The sequence below is a fragment of the Bradyrhizobium sp. BRP23 genome, assembly GCF_020194135.1.
Lineage (GTDB): Bacteria > Pseudomonadota > Alphaproteobacteria > Rhizobiales > Xanthobacteraceae > Bradyrhizobium > Bradyrhizobium yuanmingense.
In genome coordinates, this window is sequence record NZ_JADYVW010000007.1 from 361,567 (window position 1) to 382,006 (window position 20,440).

Here is a 20,440-nt window from a genome sequence, read left to right on the forward strand (position 1 = left end):
GCTGATTCTTGCGCAGTTGTTTCTTCCGTCGGGACCGAGGGATTTGGCCTCGCCCGACGCCATGGGCCCAATTGATGGCAGACGACAGAATCGAACTCTTTGTCGGACTGATCGAGAGCATTGACGTGCCGGGCGCGGCGGAGGCGTGCCGACGCCTGCTCTCGGTCGACGAGCGGGCCCGGGCCGATCGCTTCGTGTTCGAGCGGCATCGGCGGCAATACATCTTCGCGCATGCGATGTTGCGCCTGGCGCTGTCACAGGTCGCTTCCAACGTCGCGCCCACCGACTGGTCGTTTGGCGCGGGCCGCTATGGCCGGCCGTTCGTCGCAGCACCAGCCACCTCGACCGCGCTGCATTTCAGCCTGTCGCATGCCGACGGCTGCGTCGCCTGCGTGGTGTCGCGGCATGAGGCCGTCGGGGTCGACGTCGAAACCGTGTCGCGGCGCGTCGCGCCGCTGTCCACCGCGCTTCGCTTCTTTGCGCCGGAAGAGGTCGAAGCCTTGCGCGGACTGCCGGAGGCCGCGGCGATCGAGCGCTTTTTCGATTATTGGACGCTCAAGGAGGCCTATCTGAAGGCCAGGGGCTTTGGGCTCAATCTGCCGCTCGACGCCTTCGCCATGCAGGTGTCACGCGAGGCCATCGAGATCAGCTTCAAGCCCGACATCGTCGACGATCCGGACGCCTGGCGCTTCTCGCTGTGCTCGCCATCGCCCGCGCATCGCCTCGCGATCGCCGACGGCTCCCGCACCGACGGCGGCCTTCCCATCAGCCGCCATGCCTGGCCCCTCCGCGAAGCGGCTGAGTGAGGCGGGCAAGCGGAGAGGCGAAGCGATCTCACCGCGCTTCTTCGAATCCTGCCAGCACAGAGGTCAGGTTGGCGCCGAGAATGTCCGAGAGATAGCCGCCTTCCTGCACGAGCACGGTCGGCAGGCCCAGCTTCGCGATGGCCTGGCCGATGCGGCGGAAGCCGGGTGTGGTGACGGCCAATCCCTTGAGCGGATCGTGCTCGGAGGCATCGAGGCCGAGTGCGATGACGAGGGCGCCGGGTGCAAAGGATTCGATCGCCTTGCGCGCGATGTCCAGCGCCTGGAGATAGCCGTCATCACCGGTGCCGATGGGAAGCGGAATGTTGAGGTTGGTGCCGAGGCCGGGTCCTTCGCCGCGCTCATGCGCATAGCCCCATACGTACGGATAATACGCAACGGGGTCGGCATGGATCGAGATCGTGTAGACGTCGGGCCGGGCATAAAAGATGCCTTGCGTGCCGTTGCCGTGATGGACATCGACGTCGAGGATCACGACGCGCTCGTGCTTCTGCCGCAGATGCGCCGCCGCGATCGCGCTGTTGTTGAGGAAGCAGAAGCCGCCGGCCATGTCGCGATAGGCGTGATGGCCGGGCGGACGGCAGAGCGCGTAAGTTGCGTCCTCGCCATCCATCACCATCTGCGCTGCGGTCACCGCAACATCGGTGGCGGCGCAGGCCGCGGCCCACGTGCCCGGGCCGATCGGCGCTGCGGTGTCGGCGGTATGCCAGCCGAGCTTGCCGACGATGTGGGTCGGATAGGTCGCGGCATGGCGCACGGGATGGATATTGCCGATCATCTCCGGGCCGGAATCGCCGAGCGCCGTCCAGGCGTCCCAGGCTTCGCTGAGGAACGACAGGTATTCCGGGCTGTGAATGCGTGCGCGCGGACCGGGCCCGAACTTGGTTGGCTCGACCAGTTGATGCCTGCCGTCCTTCAATCCCCTGAGCAGGCGATCGGCGCGCTCGGGCTGCTCTGTGGTGCGCTTGACGACACCACGCACCAAGAAGAATTGCGGATCGTGGCTGCGGTGCAGCTCGGTATAGACGGCTTTCACTCAACACTCCGTGGTCGCCTGCTACTGGACGTGCCGCAGAGTCTTGATCGCCACGGCCGCCGGATGCAAGCAAGAAAAATGCCGTCCATCGTCGCGCTGCCCTGCGCGGAAAGCAGAGCGCTTGCGAAGCTCAGCAACGCCCACGCTGGAGGCAGTGCTCGCGGCCCTGCTGGTCGGTGCGGAAGGACTCGATGAAGCCACCCTGGCGCTGGGTGACGAAGACGGTCTTGCCGTCGCTGCCGCCGAAGGCAATGTTGGTCGGCTCCTTGGCCTTCAGCGGGATCTCGCGCTCCACCGCGCCGGTCGGCTTCATCAGCGCGATCGTGCCCTTGAGAATGCGCGCGACGTAGAGGCGGCCGGCAACGTCGGTGCGCAGGCCGTCGATGGTGTCGGGCTGAAACGCCTTGACGAGTTTTGCAGCCGTCAGCTCGTTGCCGCTGATCGCATAGGACCAGATCTGGCCGCTGCTGGATTCGCCGACATAGAGCGTCTTGCCGTCAGGGCTGAGGTCGATGCCGTTGGTGGTGCCCATGGCGCGCGGCGTCGACATCACCTGCCCCCGCACCGTACCGTCCGCTCCCCTGGCGATGCGCCAGATGTGGCCTTCGCGCCCCTTCCAGTTCGGATCGCTCGCATAGATCGTGCCGTCCGGCGCGATCGTGATGTCGTTGGGCTGGCTCATCTCGCCGGAGTGAAACCACACCGCGGGCTTGGTCGCACCCTTGGGGATGGCGAAGATGTTGTGCTTCTTGTAGTCGGCGATGAACATGGTGCCGCTGCGATCGAAACGGATCGCGTTGCCGACGCTGCCTTCGGGGAGCGTCGTGAACAGCTCCGAGGCGGCGCCACCAGCGGGCAATTTGCCGATGGTGCCGGGCTTGCCGAGATTGACGACGAACAGATTGCCGTCGAGATCGGCGGCCGGCCCTTCGATGCCGAAGGTGTATTCGCTGGCGGGCGTCACCTGTGCGCTTTCGAACAGTTTTGTTTCGGCAGCGGCCGGCAGCGTCGTGACCAGCAGGATACTACTGCACAGGCACCAGAAGTTCCTGCCGGATGTAATAGCCATCGCCGTCGGTGCACTCGCCGTTCAGATAGGGATCGGCTGGCCGGAAGAATCGGCTGAAGCCGGGTCTGTCTACAGCGCTCCTTTGTGTCACGACGACGACGTTTCCAGCCGGTATTTCGCCGCATTCCTTGTTGGCCTTGCTGAAAAACTTCCGCTGCGGCGGGCCTGGCTTGATCCGCATCCGCGTGCCCGGCACCATTTTGGCGACGAACAGGTCCGCGGTATCGAGCAGGCGCGTGTAACCAGGCTCGGTCTTGGGCAGGCTCTCGCCGCCCGGCGGCATCAGCTTCTCGGCGCCTAGGCCGCGCAGGCGCGTCCGCAGCCTGCCGGCGTCGGGATCGCCAGGGTAGATCCAGCCGTCTTGCGCCAGCATGAAGTGCAGCACCGCCCTGTCCTTCTCCGCATCCGATTGCCCCGCGCTCAGGCCGAAATCCGAATGGCAGCCGACGCAATGCTTCTCGACGAGGCCCTTGCGCAAGGTGGTGAGGCGAACGCCGTTCTGCGCATCCCTGGCCACGAAAGCTGCGAGCTGGTCGATCATCGCCTGGCTGCGCGTATCGCAGGGGAGCGGTTGAGGTCGCTCGCCGGCCGCGCGATCGATCCGGATCACGGTCCTGTTCTTGTCCTCGACCAGCCAGATCGCGCCGTCCTCCGTCACCGTCATGCCGACCGACGCACCTTGCGGCCGCGCGCCGTTGACGCGGTGCCAGCCGGCGATCAGCTCTTCGAACGGCGCGGCGGCGACCTCGCCGGCGTCGGTCCGGAAACTGCGGGTCGGCTCGGCCGCGCAACTGACGTGATAGCGCACCGGTGCCGCGCTGGGCTTTGGAAAGCCGTGATCGTCGACGTCATAGACCAGCAGCCGGCTGCCGGTCGGCCGATAGCCGTGCAGGCCAACCAAGAGCTTGCCTTCCAGCTCGGGGAATTTCGCGCCGTGGTAATACAACATCGCGAGCGGCGCCCCGTGTGGCGGCAGCAGTGACAACGGCGCCTTGTAGAGCACATTGGCCGAGCAGAACGACTTGTACGTGCCTGATTGCAGCACTAGCCTGAATTCCGGGCTCGGCGTCGACAAATCGTAGCAATAGGGCCGGCCGTAGTGCCTGCCCTGCTCGATCGCGTTGATCTCCTCGTTCGGCTTGAAGATGTCGGGCAGGTCGCGGGCGTTCTCGCCTTGCAGGAAGGCGTAGCCAGCGTCCGGAAACTTCGGGTGCAGCACCAGCGCCATCGAGTTGCGCAGGCCGCGCGCATAGACAATGTGCGGCGGGTCGGGATCGCCAGGTTTCAATGCCGGGAAGACGCCGCCTGCGGGCGGCGTGAACAGCCAGATCGATGCCAGCGCGGACACGCCCTCGGCCGCCGCACAGGGTCTTGTGATCGGCGCAGGCGTGATGCAATCGTCGCTGTGCGAGCCGACATTGACGAACAGCCGGCCGTTCCGGTCGAACACGAACTGCTTGAGCGGATGCGCGCTCTCATCGGTCCTCGTGCCATCGGGCAGCGTGATCCGACGGCCGGGCAAGTGGCGGATGATGGTCTCGACCGTGCTGCGTGGATTGTCCGCGAGCGGGTCGAACCGGAAGATCGTCTCCGCGGTCGAGGCATAAAGCTTTTTGTCCGGGCCGATGACGAGAGCGAACGGATATTCTATCCCCGTCAGCAGCTCCTTGAAGCGTTGCCCCTGCGGGCCACGCGGATCGAGCAGCAGCAGCCGACCGTCGGTGTGGCCCCAGCCGCCCATGTCGGCGACCACCAAAAGGTCGCGGCCGGGCACCTGGACGATCGAGCGCGGAAATTTGAGGCGATCCTCTTCGTCGGCAACGAGGCCGGCGCAAAATCCCGCCTTCATGTCGATCTGGATCCTGGGAAAGGCGAGATCGCCGCTGCCGCAGGCTTCGGTGCCGATCACATAGCCGCTCTTCCTGACCGGCTCGGACGAGGCCGGGGCCAAGCCGAGCAGCGCGGCAGCCAAGCCCGCTGCAACAACGGCCGCTGCAGGCAAGCGCAGATTTCGCCGTTCGCGCGCGAATGTGAACTGGTTCACCGTGAGCCGCCTTCCCGCGGGCGTTGTTCCATGCCGCCGCGGCGCCGTCCAGTCATCACCCGCCTGTGATTAAACCTGTAACGACCTTGGGTCCGACCAATATCCGTAGATTTCCTTACCGGGCTCGACCCGAATGTTTCGCGAATGCTTGGGGTGGTATCGGTTTGCCGTCCCAATCGCTTTCTACAGGAGGCGCCTATGGTCCAGGTCTATTTTCACTGCTCCAACACCGAGGGCACGCTGATCGACCGCTACGGCGCCGCAGTCGCCAATCTGACCGAGGCGCGCGACCGCGCCGCTCAGATCATGAACTCGATGATCCAGACCCCCGGCGCCGAAGACTGGCGCGACTGGGTGATCCACGTCAGCGGCTCCGACGGCGAGGATCTGTTCGACCTCCCCTTCACCGCCATGCTCGGCAAGCCGCATTGAGGTGATGCCATGTTGCTCGCTTCATTGAGCCTGCTGCGCCAGCCCCTCAGCTTCGCCGCCACCCGATGGCAGACGCTGATCCGCGTCGCAGCCAATCCCTACCGCCCCGAGCTGCACTACATGCGCGGACCCGGCCCGAAATGGCGCGCCAAGTACCAGGCCAGCCGGCTGGATCGCATGCGCTGAGCGCGCGGCCGTAGAAATCGCACTAATCGTCGTCATGGCCGGGCTTGACCCGGCCATTCCACGTTTTGGGGGCTCGGATAGGAAGACGTGGATGCCCGGGACAGCCCGGGCATGACGGTTGGATGAGAAGCATGCCCACCTCACCTCCCGGTAAACTTCGCCTTGCGCTTCTCCACGAACGCATTGCGGCCTTCCATGGCGTCCGCGCTCTTGCGGATCGTGGCCTGAAGCTCGATCTCGCGGCGGAACTGCGCTTCATAGGTCGCATGCTCGCTCTCCTCGACCAGAGCGCGGGTTGCGACCAAAGCGCGCGTCGGTCCTTCGGCGAGGCGGCGCGCCAAACCTAACGCCTCATCCATCAACTTGGCGTCGTCGACCACCTGCCGGACCAGGCCGATCTCCTGGGCGCGTTCCGCCGTCAGCGGCTCATTGAGCAGCATCAGCTCGAGCGCGCGCTGCCGGCCGATCAGCCGCGGCAAGAGCCAGGTCGAGCCGAGATCGGGCACCAGCGCGATGCGGCTGAACACCTGGATGAAGCTCGCCGACCGCGCCGCGACGATGATGTCGCCGGCCATTGCGAGACTGAAGCCGCCGCCGGCCGCGACGCCATTGACGGCAACGACGACAGGCACTCGGCATTCGCGTAAGGCCTTGAAGGCCGGCCAGTAGAAGCGCATCACGCCGGCCGCGATGTCCTCGCCGAGCGCCTCTGAGGCTTTCAAATTCTGTCCTGAGCAAAATCCCCGCCCGGCGCCCGTGAGCACCAGCGCGCGGATGGCCTCGTCCCCGTCATTTCGCCGACGGCTAGGGCAAGTGCGCCGAGCAGGTCTGGCGTCATCGCGTTGAGGCTGGCCGGCTCGTCGAGCGTCAGGATCCCGACCGCGCCATCCCGCGCCTGTTTCACACCAGCCATGCCGCGCCTCCCTTTCGATGTTCTCGTTGGCGGCAATGTGCCATTGTCCGCGCGCTTCGCCAATCGCAGAGCTTTCAACCTCAGTGCACGACGCAACTGAATCCAGAGATCAAGACGACACCATGCCTCACCAGTTCAGCCTCAACCAGACCGTCCGGAAGCCCGCCGTCACCTCCAAGGGCGGCATCGTCGCCTCGCAATCGCGGCGGGCGGCCGAAGCCGGGGCGCAGGTGCTGGCCGCGGGCGGCGATTGCGTCGACGCGATCGTTGCGACCGCGTTTGCCCTCAACGTGCTGGAGCCCTGGAACAGCGGCATCGGCGGCGGCGGTGCGATGGTGCTCTACCGCGCCAAGGAAAATCGCTATGAGGTGATCGACTACGGCATGTGCGCGCCGCAAAGCCTGCGCACGGCCGATTATCCGCTCAGCGGCGAAGGCGCGTCGTCCGATCTGTTTCCCTGGCCAAGGGTGAAGGACGATCGCAACATCCACGGCCCCGGCTCGATCGCCGTGCCCGGCGTCGTCGCCGGAATGGAAGAGGCGCACCGCCGCTACGCCAAGATGCCGTGGAAGGATCTGGTCACGCCGGCAGCTCGGCTTGCCGGCGAAGGCCTGCTGGTCGATTGGTGGACGACGGTGACGATCGCGGGCTCGGCCGCCGATCTCAGACGCTACCACGCGAGCGCGGCCGCGTATCTGAAGGACGGCCTGCCGCCGACCGCGCCGTGGGGCATCAAGGCTGAGACGCGGCTGCCGCAGGATGCCCTGAAGGCGACGCTGTCACATCTTGCGGACGCGGGCGCGCGCGATTTCTATCAGGGCGATCTCGCCAGGAGCATTGCTTCCGACATCAAGGCCGACGGCGGCTCGCTGTCGGTGGAAGATCTCGCTTCATTCCGCGCCCATGTGCGCGCGCCGCTGGCGATTCCCTATCGCGAAGGCAAGGTGTTCGCGACCCCGGAGCTCACCGCAGGGCCGACGATGGCGCATGCGCTACGGCTGTTGCAGCAGAGCTTGACGCCGGCAGACGCGCCGGATGCCGGCGCCTATGTCGCATATGCGCGCGCCCTGCAGGCCGCCTTCCGCGAGCGTCTCAAGGATATGGGCGATGCCGACGGCAAGCGCTCGCTCGGCGCCGAATATCTGGCGCCGGCCTGTACCACGCATTTCTCGGTGGTCGATCGTCACGGCAACATCGCGGCGGTGACGCAGACGCTACTGTCGTCCTTTGGCTCGCGCTACGTGACACCGCACACCGGCATCACCATGAACAACGGCATCATGTGGTTCGACCCGACAGCTGGCACCACCAACTCGCTTGCACCCGGCAAGCGCTGCCTCTGCAACTACACGCCCGTCATCGCCGAGACCAAGGACGGCAAGCGCCTCGCAATCGGCGCCTCCGGCGGTCGCCGCATCCTGCCGTCGGTGATGCAGCTCGTATCCTTCGCGATGGATTATGGGATGGACCTGGATGCCGCCATCCACCAGCCGCGCATCGACGCCAGCGAAGGCGCGGTGGTGATCGGCGATGCGCGCCTGCCGGCGGAGGTGCGCGAGGCGCTGGCCGCGCGCTTCGACTATGAAGAGAGCCGGGTGCAGGCGGTGCCCCAGAAGTTCGCCTGCCCGAGCGTCGTGATGCGCGAGGGCGAGGTCAATTCCGGCGCGGTCGAGATTTTCCAGCCCTGGGCCGATGCGGTGGCGGAGGCTTGACTCCGCTCGACATGCCAGCGCGCGTTGAGCGCCAGCGCAATTACGCATCCAGGCGAGCGTCACGACTCCTCCACATTCGCAGGGAACTTACTCTCCCACCGTTCGTTCACTGAACGGACAAATGCGCTCGCCCCCACCGGAGGACATCATGAAGAAACTTGCGCTCGCCGCCTCGCTGATCATTGCGGCCGGCTTCACATTTACGAGCCCCGCACTGGCGAAGGGTGGGCACGGACATGGACATGGTCATGGCCACAAGATGGGCCATCATCACCATGGCAAGTCGTTCGGCTGGTACCACGGTCGCAAGGTCGGCTGGCGCGGTCACGCGTGCCCGCCCGGACTTTGGAAGCAGGGTCGCTGCTAAAGCCGATCTAAGATTCGAGCAAGGCGTCGCTCCTCACCGAGCGGCGCCTTTTTCATATGCCGAGTCGATCGCGCACACGGCCCGCCATCACCGCAGTCGTCACGCCCACCGGCCAGAACGCGTGCATCGGGATCGGCTTGATGCCCGTGATGGGCATGTCGATCTCGGCCTTGGCGCCGCCGATGAGGCGGCGGGCGAGTTGCGCACCCATGGCGGTCGCAAGCGCAACGCCGCGGCCGTTGCAGCCGAGCGAGATCAGGATGTTCTCCGCGGGCTCGTGCACATGCGGATAATGGTCCGCAGTGATGGCGAGCCGGCTGTTCCAGCCGTGGGTCCAGGCAACGCCCTTGAGCTGCGGCCAGAGTCGCTCCGCATAACGCATGAGATAGGCGACGTCATGCGGCGACCTGATCCAGCGCATCGGGCCGCGCCCGCCCATCAACAGACGGTTCTGCTGATCGATGCGATAGTAGACCGTGATGTGGCCGCTCTCGTAGAGGACGGGGCGCGTCGGCATGATCGAACGGGCGACCGCGTCGGACAGCGGCGCGGTGGCGGCGATCGAGGAAAACACCGGCACGATGGTGCGGCGGAGCGCCGGCCAGAGATCGTCGGTGAAGCCGTTGGTGGCGAGCAGGACTTTATCCGCATGAACCACTGCGCGCGGCGTCTCGATGCGCCAGCGCGTGCCGTCGCGGCGCAGGGACAATGCCGGCGTCTCGCCATGAACCTTCGCGCCCGCAGAGATGGCAGCGCGGGCAAGACCACGGGCGTAGCTCAGGGGATGCAGATCGCCGCCGCGTGCATCCAACATCGCGCCGATGTAGCGGTCGGTGCCCGTCATCTCGCGCAACTGCTCGCGGTTCAGATAATTCACCGGCATGCCGCGGCGGATGCATTGCTGCGCGGTCTTCTCGATCGCAGCGGCGCTGCTCTCGTTGTAAGCCGCGCGCAAGGTGCCGTTCTGCCGCGCTTCGCACGGGATCTGGTAGCGGCGGATCAGATCGTGTGTGAAGTTGGTCGTGCCGTAGGCGAACGCGATCATGCGGCGGCCGAGCTCGGTGCCGAAATCGGCCTCGATCTTGTCAGGGTCGTGCTTCAGGCCGGGATTGGTGTGGCCGCCATTGTTACCCGACGCGCCCCAGCCCGGCTCCTGCGCCTCCAGCACCAGCGCCTCGACGCCCTGTTCGGCCAGATGCAGCGCGGTGGAAAGGCCGGTGTAGCCGCCGCCAACGATCGCGACCGAGACGCTCTTGTCGACATCGAGCGGCGGCGTGGCAACCGGCGCCACGGCGGTATCGGCATAGAGCGAGGGCGGCAGAGGCAGGCGCGTCATGTCGAAACCGGTCAGAGCGGATGCAGCACGCGGCGCAGGAAGTCCTGCGTCCGCGCGTGCTGCGGTTGATTGAGCACCGATTTCGCCGGCCCCTGCTCGACGATGACGCCGCCATCGATGAACAGAACACGATCGGCGACGTCGCGCGCAAAGCCCATCTCGTGGGTGACGACGACCATGGTCATGCCGTCGTCGGCGAGCTTGCGCATGACGCCGAGGACGTCGCCGACCAGCTCGGGGTCGAGCGCCGAGGTCGGCTCGTCGAACAGGATCGCCTTGGGCTGCATGGCGAGCGCCCGCGCGATGGCGACGCGCTGCTGCTGCCCGCCGGAGAGCTGCGGCGGATGCGCATCGGCCTTTTCCGCAAGCCCGACCTGAGCGAGCAGCGCGCGGCCGCGCTCGAGTACCTGGGCGCGCGGCTCCTTCTTCACGAAGAGCGGCCCCTCGATCACGTTCTCCAGCGCTGTCCGATGCGGGAACAGGTTGAAGCGCTGGAACACCATCGAGACCTGGGTGCGGATGTTCACGATCGAGGGCGCGTCGCGATCGACCCTCAAGCCTTCGACGCTGATCTCGCCGCGGTCGTAGCTTTCGAGGCCGTTGATACAGCGCAGGATGGTCGACTTGCCGGAGCCGGAGGGGCCGATGATGCAGACCACCTCACCCTTCTCGACGCTCGCCGTGATGCCCTTGAGCACCTCGACCTTGCCAAAGCTCTTGTGGACGTCGCTCAGCTCGATCATCGCTTGCCGGCCCGCTTCTCGAAGTGACGGACCAAGAGGATCAGCGGAATGCTCATGGTGAGGTACATCAGGGCGACCAGCGTGAACACGCTGGTGTTCTTGAACGTCGAGGACGCGATCAGCTTGCCCTGCAGCGCGAGCTCGGCGACCGTGATGGTCGAGGCTTGCGAGGAATCCTTCAGCATCATGATCATGACGTTGCCGTAGGGCGGCAGCACGATGCGCACGGCCTGCGGCAGCACCACGCGGCGCATGGTGAGCCACCAGCCCATGCCGATCGACTGCGCCGCCTCGATCTGCCCCTTGTCGATCGCCTCGATGCCGGCGCGGAAGTTTTCGGCCTGGTAGGCCGAATAGGCGATGCCGAGCCCGAGGATCGCGGCCTGCAACGCGCTGAGCGTAACGCCGAGATCGGGCATCACGAAGTAGAGGTAGAACAACAGCACGATGATCGGGATGCCGCGGATCACGTTGATCAGGCTGGCGCTGAGCATCGACAGCGCTTTGATGCCGGAGACCCGCATCATCGCCCAGACCAGGCCGAGCACCGTCGACAGCAACAGCGAGCCGATCGTGACGATGATCGTCAGCGCGACGCCGTTCAGCAGGATCGGGAAGAACTCGACGGCGTCGCGCCAGAAGCCTTTCATCGGGCAGCCTTCGATCAGCTTCTATCGATCAACCTTGTGCTTTCAGGCCCCATTTATCGAGGATCTTGTCGATGGTGCCGTTGGCTTTCAGCTTCGCCAGCGAAGCGTTGATCTTGCCGAGCAGTGCGCTCTCGCCCTTGCGCACGCCGATGCCGACCGAGCCGACCGTGACCGGCTTGTAGCCGTCGACCAGGCGCACCTCGGGGAAGCCGCCCTGCTTCAGATTGTAGGCGAGGATCGGATAGTCGGCGTAGCCGGCCTTGAGTCGGCCGGTGTTCACGTCACGCAGGATGTCCGGGATGGTGTCGTAGGCCTTCACGTCGGAGAACAGGCCGGTCTTCTTCAGCGCGTCGACGAAGGCCGTGCCGACCTGGGCGCCGACAGTCTCGCCCTTCAGGTCCTCCTGCGTGGCGTAAGCCTTGGTGTCGGTCTTCGGCACCACGAGGCCCTCGCCGTAGCTGTAGATCGGGTCGGAGAAGTCGATGACCTCCTTGCGCGGCGGCGTGATGAACATCGCTGCCGCAATGATGTCGATCTTGCTCGAAGTCAGCGAGGGGATCAGCGCCGAGAACGCCATCGGCTCGATCTGCACGTTGAAGCCGGCATCCTTGCCGACCTCGGTGATGAGATCGACCATGATGCCCTGGATGGTGTTGGTCTTGGTGTCGAGGAAGGTGAAGGGAATGCCCGTCGGAGTCGAGCCGACCTTCAGAGCCTGTTGCGCCGCTGCCGGCACCGCTGTGGCAATGGCGAGCGCCGCAACTGCGGCCTGAACAAAACGCTTCATCGCATCCCCCTTTTGGGCCTGGTCGGCGGCGGCGCGCGCATGTCGCGATCAAACGTTGCGGGCCGGCCCGTTTCGGCCTATTTTCACCAATATGAAAATTTGGTCACACTTTCGCGGGTGATGCAAGCGGTTTTCATGCACATGAAGAAAGCGGTTTGACGTGAGCGGTGGCAAAAGAATGCGCAAACCGGCCGCCGCAAAGCCGGCCAGGAACAGGCCGGCCAAGGTGAAAGCCAAAGCCGCTGCCAAACCGGCCGAGCCGGCGATGGACGTCGCGGTCGGCCGCCGCATCCGGGATCTCAGGCGAGTCAGGCAGTTCTCGCTGGAGACGGTCGCCGCGCGCACGGAGCTGTCGATCGGCTTCCTCAGCCAGATCGAGCGCGGGCTGTCGTCGCCGTCGCTGCGGGTGCTGGCGACGCTCGCCGACGTGCTCGGCGTCGGCATCGCCGCGCTGTTCGGCGCGAGCCCGAGCGCCGACGGCGCATCGGATCAGGTGGTGACGCGCGGAGTGCAGCGGCCCGAATTGAAGCTGTGGCGCACGGGCGTGTCCAAGCAATTGCTGAGCCCGGCGAGCAGCGACAACAAGCTCAATCTGTTCCTGGTGCATCTTGAGCCCGGCGGCTCCACCGGCGATGAGCTCTACACCCACGACGGCGAAGAGGCCGGGCTCGTGCTCGAAGGCGAGATGATGCTGACGGTGGACAGCCAGACGTGGTCGCTGAAGACGGGCGACAGTTTTCGTTTCGCGAGCCGACGGCCGCACCGGTTTTCCAATCCGGCGCGGGATGCGAAGGCCGTGGTGCTGTGGGTGAATTGCGTGACGGGGGCGGGGTAGCTGCTTTCAACGCACGCGGCGGGTGGAAGAAATCCGCGGCGTCTCCACGCCGTCATTGCGAGTGCAGCAAAGCAATCCAGAGTCTCACCGCGGAGACAGCCTGGATTGCTTCGTCGCAAGGGCTCCTCGCAATGACGAGGGGATAGAGCCTTAGCCAAACCGGTGCTTGTACCGCTCCACCGACAACGCACTGACGTCGATGTCCGGCTTCTTGCCCGACAGCATGTCGGCGAGCACGCGGCCCGAGCCGCACGACATGGTCCAGCCGAGCGTGCCGTGGCCGGTGTTGAGGTGGAGGTTGGCGTAGTGGGTCCGGCCGATCACGGGCGGGCCGTCCGGCGTCATCGGGCGCAGGCCGCTCCAGAACGTCGCCTTGGACAGGTCGCCGCCGCGCGGGAACAGGTCGGTCAGCGAATGATCGAGCGTGGCGCGGCGTGCGTCGTAGAGCTTGTCCGAATAGCCGGAGATTTCGGCGGTGCCGCCGACGCGGATGCGATTGCCGAGGCGGGTGATCGCGACCTTGTAGCTCTCGTCCATCACGGTGGATTCCGGCGCGGCGGAGGCGTCCTTGATCGGCACCGTGATCGAATAGCCCTTCACCGGATAGACCGGCAGCGAAATACCGAGCGGCGCCAGGAGCCGCGACGACCAGCTGCCGAGCGCGAGCACGTAAGCGTCCGCCTGCAGCAGGCCGGCGCTGGTGGCGACACCGCTGACGCGCGCGCCATCGGTGACGATACGGTCGATCGAGGTGTTGAACAGGAAGCGCACGCCGAGCGCCTGGGCGTGCCTCGCCAGCGCCTGCGTGAACATGTGGCAGTCACCGGTCTCGTCCTGCGGCAGGCGGAGCCCGCCGACGAACTTCTCCTTCACGCCGGCAAGTGCCGGCTCGACCGCAATGCAGCCCTCGCGGTTCAGCACTTCGAAGGGAACGCCGTATTGCTTGAGCACGGCGATGTCTTCGGCCGTGCCGTCGAGCTGGGCCTGGTAGCGAAACAGCTGCAGCGTGCCCTGCGAGCGCTCGTCATACTGAATGCCGATGTCGCGGCGCAGATCACGCAAGGCATCGCGGCTGTATTCCGCGATCGGAATCATCCGGCTCTTGTTGACCGCGTAGCGCGCGCTGGTGCAGTTGCGCAGCATCTTGAGCAGCCAGACCCACATGACCGGATCGAGCTTCGGCCGGATCACCAGCGGGCCGTGCTTCATCAACAGCCACTTGATCGCCTTGACCGGCACGCCGGGGCCGGCCCAGGGCGAGGAATAGCCGGGCGACACCTCGCCGGCATTGGCGAAGGAGGTCTCCAGTGCCGGCTCCGGCTGGCGGTCGACGACCGTCACCTCATGGCCGGCACGCGCGAGGTAGTAGGCAGAGGTGACACCGATGACACCGCTGCCGAGGATCAGAACTTTCACGCTTCGTCAAACTCCCGCGGCGCTCGCCGCTGCAAGGACACAACTCGCTAGCGGCGAGAGCAATTATCAGGCCACCTTCTTGATGGCGTCGCCGAGGATCGAGATCATCTGGTCGATGTGGCTCTTCTCGACGATGAGCGGGGGCGACATCGCGACGGAATCGCCACCGGTGCGAAGATAGAGGCCGTTGTTGAAGCATTCGACCAGCATGTCGTAGCCGCGCGCGCCGACCACGCCGCCACGCGGTGCGAGTTCGACCGCGCCCATCAGGCCGCAATTGCGGATGTCGACGACGTTCGGCAGACCTTTGAGCGAATGCAGCGCATCGCGCCAGTATTCGGCGAGCGAGCTACCACGCGTGAGCAGGCCTTCGTCCTTGTAGATGTCAAGGGTCGCGATGCCCGCGGCGCAGGCGACCGGATGCGCCGAATAGGTGTAGCCGTGGAACAGCTCGATCTGGTTCTCCGGGCCGGTCATCATGCCGTCGTGCACCTTGCGGCTGGCGAACACGGCGCCGCAGGGCACGGTGCCGTTGGTGATGCCCTTGGCCGTGGTCATCAGGTCCGGCGTGACGCCAAAGAAGTTGGCGGCGAACGGCGTGCCGAGGCGGCCAAAGCCGGTGATGACCTCGTCGAAGATCAGGAGGATGCCGTGCTTGTCGCAGATCTCGCGCAGGCGCTGCAGATATCCCTTCGGCGGCGGCAACACCGCGGTCGAGCCCGGCACCGGCTCGACGATGACGGCGGCGATCGTTTCCGCGCCGTGCAGGGCGACCAGACGCTCGAGATCGTCGGCGAGCTCGGCGCCGTGCTCGGGCAGGTCCTTGGCGAAGGCGTTGCGGGTGAGATCATGGGTGTGGCGGATGTGGTCGACGCCTGGCAGCAGGGTGGTGAAGGCGCGGCGGTTGGCGACCATGCCGCCGACCGAGGTGCCGCCGAAGCCGACGCCGTGATAGCCGCGCTCGCGACCGATCAGGCGGGTGCGGCTGGCCTGGCCGTTGGCGCGGTGATAGGCCAGCGCGATCTTCAGCGCGGTGTCGACCGACTCGGAGCCGGAATTGGTGAAGAAGACGCGGTCGAGGCCCTTTGGGGCGATCTCGGCGAGACGCTCGGCGAAGTCGAATGCCAGCGGATGGCCCATCTGGAACGACGGCGCGAAGTCCAGCGTCATCAGCTGGCGCTCGACGGCGGCGGCGATCTGCTTGCGGCCGTGGCCGGCATTGACGCACCAGAGCCCGGCGGAGCCGTCGATCACCTGGCGGCCATCGACGCTGGTGTAGTACATGCCCTCGGCCGAGGAGAACAGGCGCGGCGACTTCTTGAACTGCCGATTGGCCGTGAACGGCATCCAGTACGAATCGGTCTTGATGGTGTTCGGAATCTGATGAAGGGTCACGGCCGCGCTCCTGTGCTGACCCCATAGCTGAGCCATGGCTTGGATGGCGCAACAAGTCCTTTTCTGGTGACCTGCAAACCATTGATTTAACTGGGGCTGCCGGTCCATATTTGCGCGATCCGCAACACCTGCAACACGGGACCCAGGGCAAGGACCAGAACATGAGCGTCGACATCGGTGGACGGCTGCGATTCATCCGGGCGCGCCACAAGCTGTCGCAGCGCGAGCTGGCCAAGCGCGCCGGCGTCACCAATTCGACGATCTCGCTGATCGAATCCAACCAGATGAACCCTTCGGTCGGCGCGCTCAAGCGCATCCTCGACGGCATCCCGATGGGGCTCGCCGAGTTCTTCGCGCTGGAGCCGGAGTCCAGGCGCAAGATCTTCTACCGCGCCGAGGAGCTCACCGAAGTCGGCAAGAAGCCGATCTCATACCGGCAGGTCGGCGACAATCTGTTCGGCCGCAGCCTGCAGATCCTGAAGGAGCGCTACGAGCCCGGCAGCGACACCGGGCGCGTGCATCTCGTCCATGACGGCGAGGAAGGCGGCATCGTGATTTCGGGCAAGCTCGAGGTCACCGTCGAGGACGAGCGCCGCATCCTCAATCCCGGCGATGCCTATTATTTCGAGAGCCGCCGCCCGCATCGCTTCCGCTGCGTCGGCGGCAAACCGTGCGAGGTGATCTCGGCCTGCACGCCGCCGACGTTCTGACGGTCCCTCCGCAATCGTACGGAGCCGAGGATCTAGCGGATATTGAGCCACCGCAATTTCCGCGAACCGCAGCTTGATATGTTGGGAGCCGTAGCCGAGCAGCCTCGCGCAAAGGTGCTGAGGTTATGGCCCCGGACTCCTAGGCACTCCGGGGCCGCCTGTTTCGGAAGAGCTAGAGCTACGTCAGCAGTTCCTCGATCCGGATCGGAAAGTTGCGGACGCGCACGCCGGTGGCGTGCCAGACCGCGTTGGCGACCGCGCCGGCGCTGCCGGTGATGCCGATCTCGCCGACACCCTTGATGCCGAGCGCATTCACGTGCGGATCGTGCTCCTCGACGGTGATGACGTCGAGCGGCGGCACGTCGGCATTCACGGGGATATGGTACTCGCCGAGATTGGCATTCATGATCCGTCCGCTGCGGCGGTCTGTGATCGCCGCCTCGTGCAGCGCGAAGGACAGGCCCCAGATCATGCCGCCGAACAACTGGCTCTGCACCATGCGCGGATTGACGATGCGCCCGGCGGCGAAGGCGCCGATCATGCGGGTGAGGCGAACCTGGCCGAGCTCGGGATCGACCTTCACCTCGGCGAACACCGCGCCATGGGCATGCATCGCATATTGCTCCATCGCCGCAGGGTTCGGCGCGCCGGTGCCGCGCGCCTCCACTTCGGCAACGCCCGCGCGCGCCAGAATCCCGGCATAGCTCTCGCTGCGGCTCTCATCGTCGCGGCGGATCAGCCTGCCGTCGCGCGCGATCACGCCGGCATTGCCGGCGCCGAACAGCGGCGAGCGCTCGTCGCTTGTGGCGAGATCGGCGAGCTTTCCGATCACGGCGGCACCGGCGCTGTGGATCGCAGCGCCTGCGGTTGCCGTGTGCGCCGAGCCGCCGGCGATGCCGGCATCGGGCAGGTCGGACGTGCCGGACCTGAAGTCGAGGCGGTCGATGTCGAGACCGACGGAATCGGCCGCGATCTGCGCCAGCGCCGTCCAGGCGCCCTGCCCCATGTCATGCGCGCCGATCTCCATCACGCCGGAGCCGTCGCGGCGGATCGCCGCGCGCGCCTCGGCCTGGAACATCAGCGCCGGGAAGGTCGCCGTACCCATGCCCCAGCCGACCAGAAGGCCGGCATCGTCGCGCATCTGCCGCGGCTGCAGCGGACGCTTGGCCCAGCCGAAGCGCGAGGCGCCCTGCTCGTAGCAGGCGCGCAGCGCCTTGGAGGAGAACGGCCGCCCCGTCATCGGCTCGACCTCGGCGTAGTTCTTCAGGCGGAAAGCGAGCGGATCCATGCCGCAGGCCCAGGCCATCTCGTCGATCGCGCTCTCGAGCGCGATCGAGCCGGTCGCCTCGCCCGGCGCGCGCATGAACAGCGGCGTGCCGGTGTTGACGCGCACGGCATCGTGCGAGGTGCGGATCGCGGGCGCCGCGTAGAGCGTGTGCGAGGCATCGGCGGCGGGCTCGTAGAAATCGTCGAAGGTGCTCGACACGGTTCGCGCGTGATGATCGAGCGCAGTCAGGCGGCCCTCGCCATCGGCGCCGAGGCGCAGGCGTTGGCGCGTCGGCGCCCGGTGGCCGACCGGGCCATACATCTGCTCGCGGCGGAGCACCAGCTTGACTGGCCTGCCGACCAGCTTCGCCGCCATCACGCCGAGGATCTGCGGCCCGGTCAGGAAGCCCTTCGAGCCGAAGCCGCCGCCGAGGAACGGGCTGCGGATGTGAATCTTCTCCGGCGCGAGGCCAAACAGCTCGGCGACGCGGCCGCGAGCCATCACCATGGCCTGGCTCGGCGTGTCCAAGAAGAGCTTGTCACCCTCCCAGCGCGCCACGATCGCGTGCGGCTCCATGGCATTGTGATATTGCGGCGGCGTCTCGTAGATCGCGTCGATCTGCTTGTCGGCCGCGGCGAGGCCCGCCTCGACATCGCCGCGATGGCTTTCCGTGGGATTACCGACGCCGACGACCGGCGGCACGAAGCTCTCGCCGGCATCGAGGCCGACCAGCGCAGGCTGCACCTCGTAACGTGGGGCCAGCAGCGCGGCGCCTTCCGTCGCGGCCTCCAGCGTTTCAGCGATCACGACCGCAATCGCCTGATTGGCGTAGCGGACCTCATTGCTCTGCAACACCTCCATCCGGAATACGAACGGATTGGTCTTGAGGTCGGGGTCGATCGCGAGCGCTGGCTTGTGATCGGGCGTCATGACGTCGACGACGCCGGGATGGCGTTTTGCGGCAGCGACATCGAGCGAGACCACACGGCCCCGCGCAATGCTCGAGACGGCCATCACGGCAAACAGCATGCCGGGCGGATGATTGTCCGCGGCATAGCTTGCCTGCCCCGTCACCTTGAGGATGCCGTCACGGCGGGTCAGCGGCTGGCCGATATTCGAGCCGTGCCTGAGATGGGCGGGCGCACTGGTCAAATTGAGCTCAGACATGGAGGGCTCCGGACGTCGAGGCAAAGGGAGAAGCCGGCAGCGCGGGGATACGCGCGGGCGTGCCGGCGGCGGCCAAGGTCAGCGCGCGCACGACGATGCGGCGCGCGAGCTCGATCTTGAAGGCGTTGTCGCCGGACGGTTTTGCGCCCTCGAGCGCACGCCGGGCCGCCTCCTGGAACGCGTCCGCCGCCGGCGCAACGCCCTTGAGGACGTCTTCCGCTGCGCGAGCGCGCCAGGGTTTTGCGGCGACGCCGCCGAGCGCGAGCCGTGCTTCCGCGATCCTGCCGTTCTCGATCCGCAGCGCGGCCGCAGCCGAGACGACGGCAAAGGCATAGGAGGTGCGCTCGCGGACCTTGAGGTAACGCGCATGCGCGGCAAAGCCGCGCGCGGCGGCCGGCAGGCGTACCGCGACGATGAGATCGCCAGGCTCGAGCACCGACTCGCGCTCGGGCGCATCGCCCGGCAGGCGGTGCAGCTCGTCGAGCGCGATTTCGCGCCGGCCGTCTCTGCCCTCGATCTCGACGATGGCATCGAGCGCGACCAGCGGCACGCAGAAGTCGGAGGGGTGCGTGGCGATGCAGCTCTCGCTCCAGCCGAGCACGGCATGGCTGCGGTTCTCACCGTCGCGCGCGTCGCAGCCGGAGCTAGGTGCGCGCTTGTTGCAGCGGCTGGCGGTGTCGTAGAAATACGCGCAGCGCGTCCGTTGCAACAAATTGCCGCCGACGGTGGCGGCATTGCGCAATTGAGCCGACGCTCCGGAGAGCAGCGCTTCGGCCACGGCGGGATAGGACCGCGCGAAGTCCACATCATGGGCGAGATCGGCATTGCGCACCAGCGCGCCGATGCGCAATGACCCGTCCGAGAGGGTCTCGATCTGATCGAGCCCATCGAGATGCGTGACGTCGACCAGCCGGTCCGGACGGCTGACGCCGCCCTTCATCAGGTCGAGCAGGTTGGTGCCGGCTGCAAGAAACACCGCGCCCGGCTGGGCCGCGGCAGCAACGGCTTCAGTGACCGTGGCCGGCCTGACATAGTCGAACGGTTTCATGCGGAGCGCCTCTGATTGGTCTCGTCCATCTGTCCTTGCGCGTCCAGCACGGCATCGACGATGCCGACGTAAGCGCCGCAGCGGCACAGATTGCCGCTCATGCATTCGCGGACGCGCTCGGGATCGTTGCCGGCCTGGCCTTCTCTGATCATGCCGATCGCGCTCATGATCTGGCCCGGCGTGCAGAAGCCGCATTGAAAGCCGTCATGTGCGATGAAGGCGGCCTGCACGGGATGGAGCTGGTCGCCGCGCGCGAGGCCTTCGATGGTGAGGATGTCGGCCCCGTCATGACTGATGGCGAGCGCGAGGCAGGAATTGATGCGCTTGCCGTCGACCAGGATGGTGCAGGCGCCGCATTGGCCGCGGTCGCACCCCTTCTTGGTTCCGGTCAGATGAAGGCGCTCACGCAGGAGATCGAGCAGCGTGACGCGCGGATCGTCGAGGACGAAATCGCGCCGCGCACCGTTCACGGTGAGGCTGATGGAGTGGTTCATACAAGGCTC

22 protein-coding genes are annotated in these 20,440 nt (G+C 66.3%); 7 read left to right on the plus strand and 15 right to left on the minus strand.

Translation table 11 applies throughout. The annotated features are described in order from the left end of the window. Positions 1 to 74: 74 nt before the first annotated feature. Positions 75 to 806, plus strand: coding sequence for a 4'-phosphopantetheinyl transferase superfamily protein (locus I6F24_RS21510; RefSeq protein ID WP_225151652.1), 732 nt, complete (start codon positions 75 to 77; stop codon positions 804 to 806). 28 nt (positions 807 to 834) lie between these two features. Here I6F24_RS21510 and I6F24_RS21515 read toward each other — a convergent pair whose 3' ends face one another. The 3 genes from I6F24_RS21515 to I6F24_RS21525 form a co-directional block, all read right to left on the minus strand. Continuing rightward, on the minus strand, positions 835 to 1,860 hold the full coding sequence (locus tag I6F24_RS21515; protein ID WP_225147766.1) for a histone deacetylase family protein: 1,026 nt from the start codon (positions 1,858 to 1,860) through the stop codon (positions 835 to 837). 130 nt (positions 1,861 to 1,990) lie between these two features. Then, positions 1,991 to 2,929 carry an SMP-30/gluconolactonase/LRE family protein gene (locus I6F24_RS21520; protein ID WP_036035942.1) on the minus strand — a complete coding sequence of 313 codons (939 nt, stop codon included), beginning with the start codon at positions 2,927 to 2,929 and terminating at the stop codon, positions 1,991 to 1,993. Further along, entirely contained in the window at positions 2,886 to 4,973 is a 2,088-nt protein-coding gene (locus I6F24_RS21525) for a PQQ-dependent sugar dehydrogenase (protein ID WP_225151654.1), read from the minus strand. Before I6F24_RS21525 ends, I6F24_RS21520 begins: the two co-directional genes overlap by 44 nt. A gap of 198 nt (positions 4,974 to 5,171) precedes the next feature. Here I6F24_RS21525 and I6F24_RS21530 point away from each other — a divergent pair, with 198 nt between their 5' ends. Then, on the plus strand, positions 5,172 to 5,405 hold the full coding sequence (locus I6F24_RS21530) for a hypothetical protein (protein WP_036011788.1): 234 nt from the start codon (positions 5,172 to 5,174) through the stop codon (positions 5,403 to 5,405). A 9-nt stretch (positions 5,406 to 5,414) separates the two neighbouring features. After that, positions 5,415 to 5,591, plus strand: coding sequence for a hypothetical protein (locus I6F24_RS21535; RefSeq protein WP_225151656.1), 177 nt, complete (start codon positions 5,415 to 5,417; stop codon positions 5,589 to 5,591). Between the two features lie 140 nt (positions 5,592 to 5,731). Here I6F24_RS21535 and I6F24_RS21540 read toward each other — a convergent pair whose 3' ends face one another. Together I6F24_RS21540 and I6F24_RS21545 are read right to left on the minus strand one after the other, a co-directional pair. After that, positions 5,732 to 6,355, minus strand: a complete 624-nt coding sequence (locus I6F24_RS21540; protein ID WP_346656915.1) for an enoyl-CoA hydratase-related protein — start codon at positions 6,353 to 6,355, stop codon at positions 5,732 to 5,734. Then, on the minus strand, positions 6,310 to 6,504 hold the full coding sequence (locus tag I6F24_RS21545) for a hypothetical protein (RefSeq protein WP_225151658.1): 195 nt from the start codon (positions 6,502 to 6,504) through the stop codon (positions 6,310 to 6,312). The genes I6F24_RS21540 and I6F24_RS21545 overlap by 46 nt, the downstream gene beginning before the upstream one ends. Before the next feature lie 122 nt (positions 6,505 to 6,626). Here I6F24_RS21545 and I6F24_RS21550 point away from each other — a divergent pair, with 122 nt between their 5' ends. Further along, on the plus strand, positions 6,627 to 8,216 hold the full coding sequence (locus I6F24_RS21550) for a gamma-glutamyltransferase (protein WP_225151660.1): 1,590 nt from the start codon (positions 6,627 to 6,629) through the stop codon (positions 8,214 to 8,216). Between the two features lie 148 nt (positions 8,217 to 8,364). After that, positions 8,365 to 8,583 (plus strand): hypothetical protein, encoded by a 219-nt coding sequence (locus tag I6F24_RS21555; RefSeq protein ID WP_081494583.1) that lies wholly within the window; start codon positions 8,365 to 8,367, stop codon positions 8,581 to 8,583. 52 nt (positions 8,584 to 8,635) lie between these two features. Here I6F24_RS21555 and I6F24_RS21560 read toward each other — a convergent pair whose 3' ends face one another. The 5 genes from I6F24_RS21560 to I6F24_RS21580 are packed head-to-tail and all read right to left on the minus strand — an operon-like array spanning position 8,636 to position 12,390. Further along, positions 8,636 to 9,919 (minus strand): FAD-binding oxidoreductase, encoded by a 1,284-nt coding sequence (locus I6F24_RS21560; RefSeq protein ID WP_225151661.1) that lies wholly within the window; start codon positions 9,917 to 9,919, stop codon positions 8,636 to 8,638. An 11-nt stretch (positions 9,920 to 9,930) separates the two neighbouring features. Continuing rightward, positions 9,931 to 10,662 carry an amino acid ABC transporter ATP-binding protein gene (locus I6F24_RS21565; protein WP_036011798.1) on the minus strand — a complete coding sequence of 244 codons (732 nt, stop codon included), beginning with the start codon at positions 10,660 to 10,662 and terminating at the stop codon, positions 9,931 to 9,933. Continuing rightward, complete coding sequence (locus I6F24_RS21570; protein WP_024341720.1) at positions 10,659 to 11,312, minus strand: amino acid ABC transporter permease; 654 nt, start codon at positions 11,310 to 11,312, stop codon at positions 10,659 to 10,661. Before I6F24_RS21570 ends, I6F24_RS21565 begins: the two co-directional genes overlap by 4 nt. A gap of 28 nt (positions 11,313 to 11,340) precedes the next feature. Continuing rightward, positions 11,341 to 12,099: an ABC transporter substrate-binding protein gene (locus tag I6F24_RS21575; protein ID WP_036011803.1), complete on the minus strand. Its 759-nt coding sequence runs from the start codon at positions 12,097 to 12,099 to the stop codon at positions 11,341 to 11,343. Between the two features lie 48 nt (positions 12,100 to 12,147). Continuing rightward, positions 12,148 to 12,390 (minus strand): hypothetical protein, encoded by a 243-nt coding sequence (locus I6F24_RS21580; protein ID WP_162130851.1) that lies wholly within the window; start codon positions 12,388 to 12,390, stop codon positions 12,148 to 12,150. Between I6F24_RS21580 and I6F24_RS21585 the strand changes: the two genes are divergently transcribed. Continuing rightward, complete coding sequence (locus tag I6F24_RS21585; protein ID WP_192893337.1) at positions 12,278 to 12,934, plus strand: XRE family transcriptional regulator; 657 nt, start codon at positions 12,278 to 12,280, stop codon at positions 12,932 to 12,934. The genes I6F24_RS21580 and I6F24_RS21585 overlap by 113 nt on opposite strands. A 150-nt stretch (positions 12,935 to 13,084) precedes the next feature. Here the strand turns inward: I6F24_RS21585 and I6F24_RS21590 are convergent, their stop codons facing one another. Beyond that, positions 13,085 to 14,350: a D-amino acid dehydrogenase gene (locus tag I6F24_RS21590; RefSeq protein ID WP_225151663.1), complete on the minus strand. Its 1,266-nt coding sequence runs from the start codon at positions 14,348 to 14,350 to the stop codon at positions 13,085 to 13,087. A gap of 66 nt (positions 14,351 to 14,416) precedes the next feature. After that, a complete protein-coding gene (locus I6F24_RS21595) occupies positions 14,417 to 15,745 on the minus strand; it encodes an aspartate aminotransferase family protein (protein ID WP_036035964.1) in 1,329 nt (442 codons plus the stop codon). A 161-nt stretch (positions 15,746 to 15,906) separates the two neighbouring features. Here I6F24_RS21595 and I6F24_RS21600 point away from each other — a divergent pair, with 161 nt between their 5' ends. Then, on the plus strand, positions 15,907 to 16,455 hold the full coding sequence (locus I6F24_RS21600) for a cupin domain-containing protein (RefSeq protein WP_018646206.1): 549 nt from the start codon (positions 15,907 to 15,909) through the stop codon (positions 16,453 to 16,455). Between the two features lie 178 nt (positions 16,456 to 16,633). Here the strand turns inward: I6F24_RS21600 and I6F24_RS21605 are convergent, their stop codons facing one another. Genes I6F24_RS21605 through I6F24_RS21615 form a run of 3 tightly spaced genes read right to left on the minus strand, consistent with a single transcriptional unit; the run spans position 16,634 to position 20,431 of the window. Continuing rightward, on the minus strand, positions 16,634 to 18,889 hold the full coding sequence (locus tag I6F24_RS21605; RefSeq protein WP_225151665.1) for a xanthine dehydrogenase family protein molybdopterin-binding subunit: 2,256 nt from the start codon (positions 18,887 to 18,889) through the stop codon (positions 16,634 to 16,636). After that, positions 18,882 to 19,937: a xanthine dehydrogenase family protein subunit M gene (locus tag I6F24_RS21610; RefSeq protein WP_225151667.1), complete on the minus strand. Its 1,056-nt coding sequence runs from the start codon at positions 19,935 to 19,937 to the stop codon at positions 18,882 to 18,884. Before I6F24_RS21610 ends, I6F24_RS21605 begins: the two co-directional genes overlap by 8 nt. Continuing rightward, a complete protein-coding gene (locus I6F24_RS21615; RefSeq protein ID WP_036011822.1) occupies positions 19,934 to 20,431 on the minus strand; it encodes a (2Fe-2S)-binding protein in 498 nt (165 codons plus the stop codon). Before I6F24_RS21615 ends, I6F24_RS21610 begins: the two co-directional genes overlap by 4 nt. Between the last annotated feature and the right edge of the window lie 9 nt (positions 20,432 to 20,440).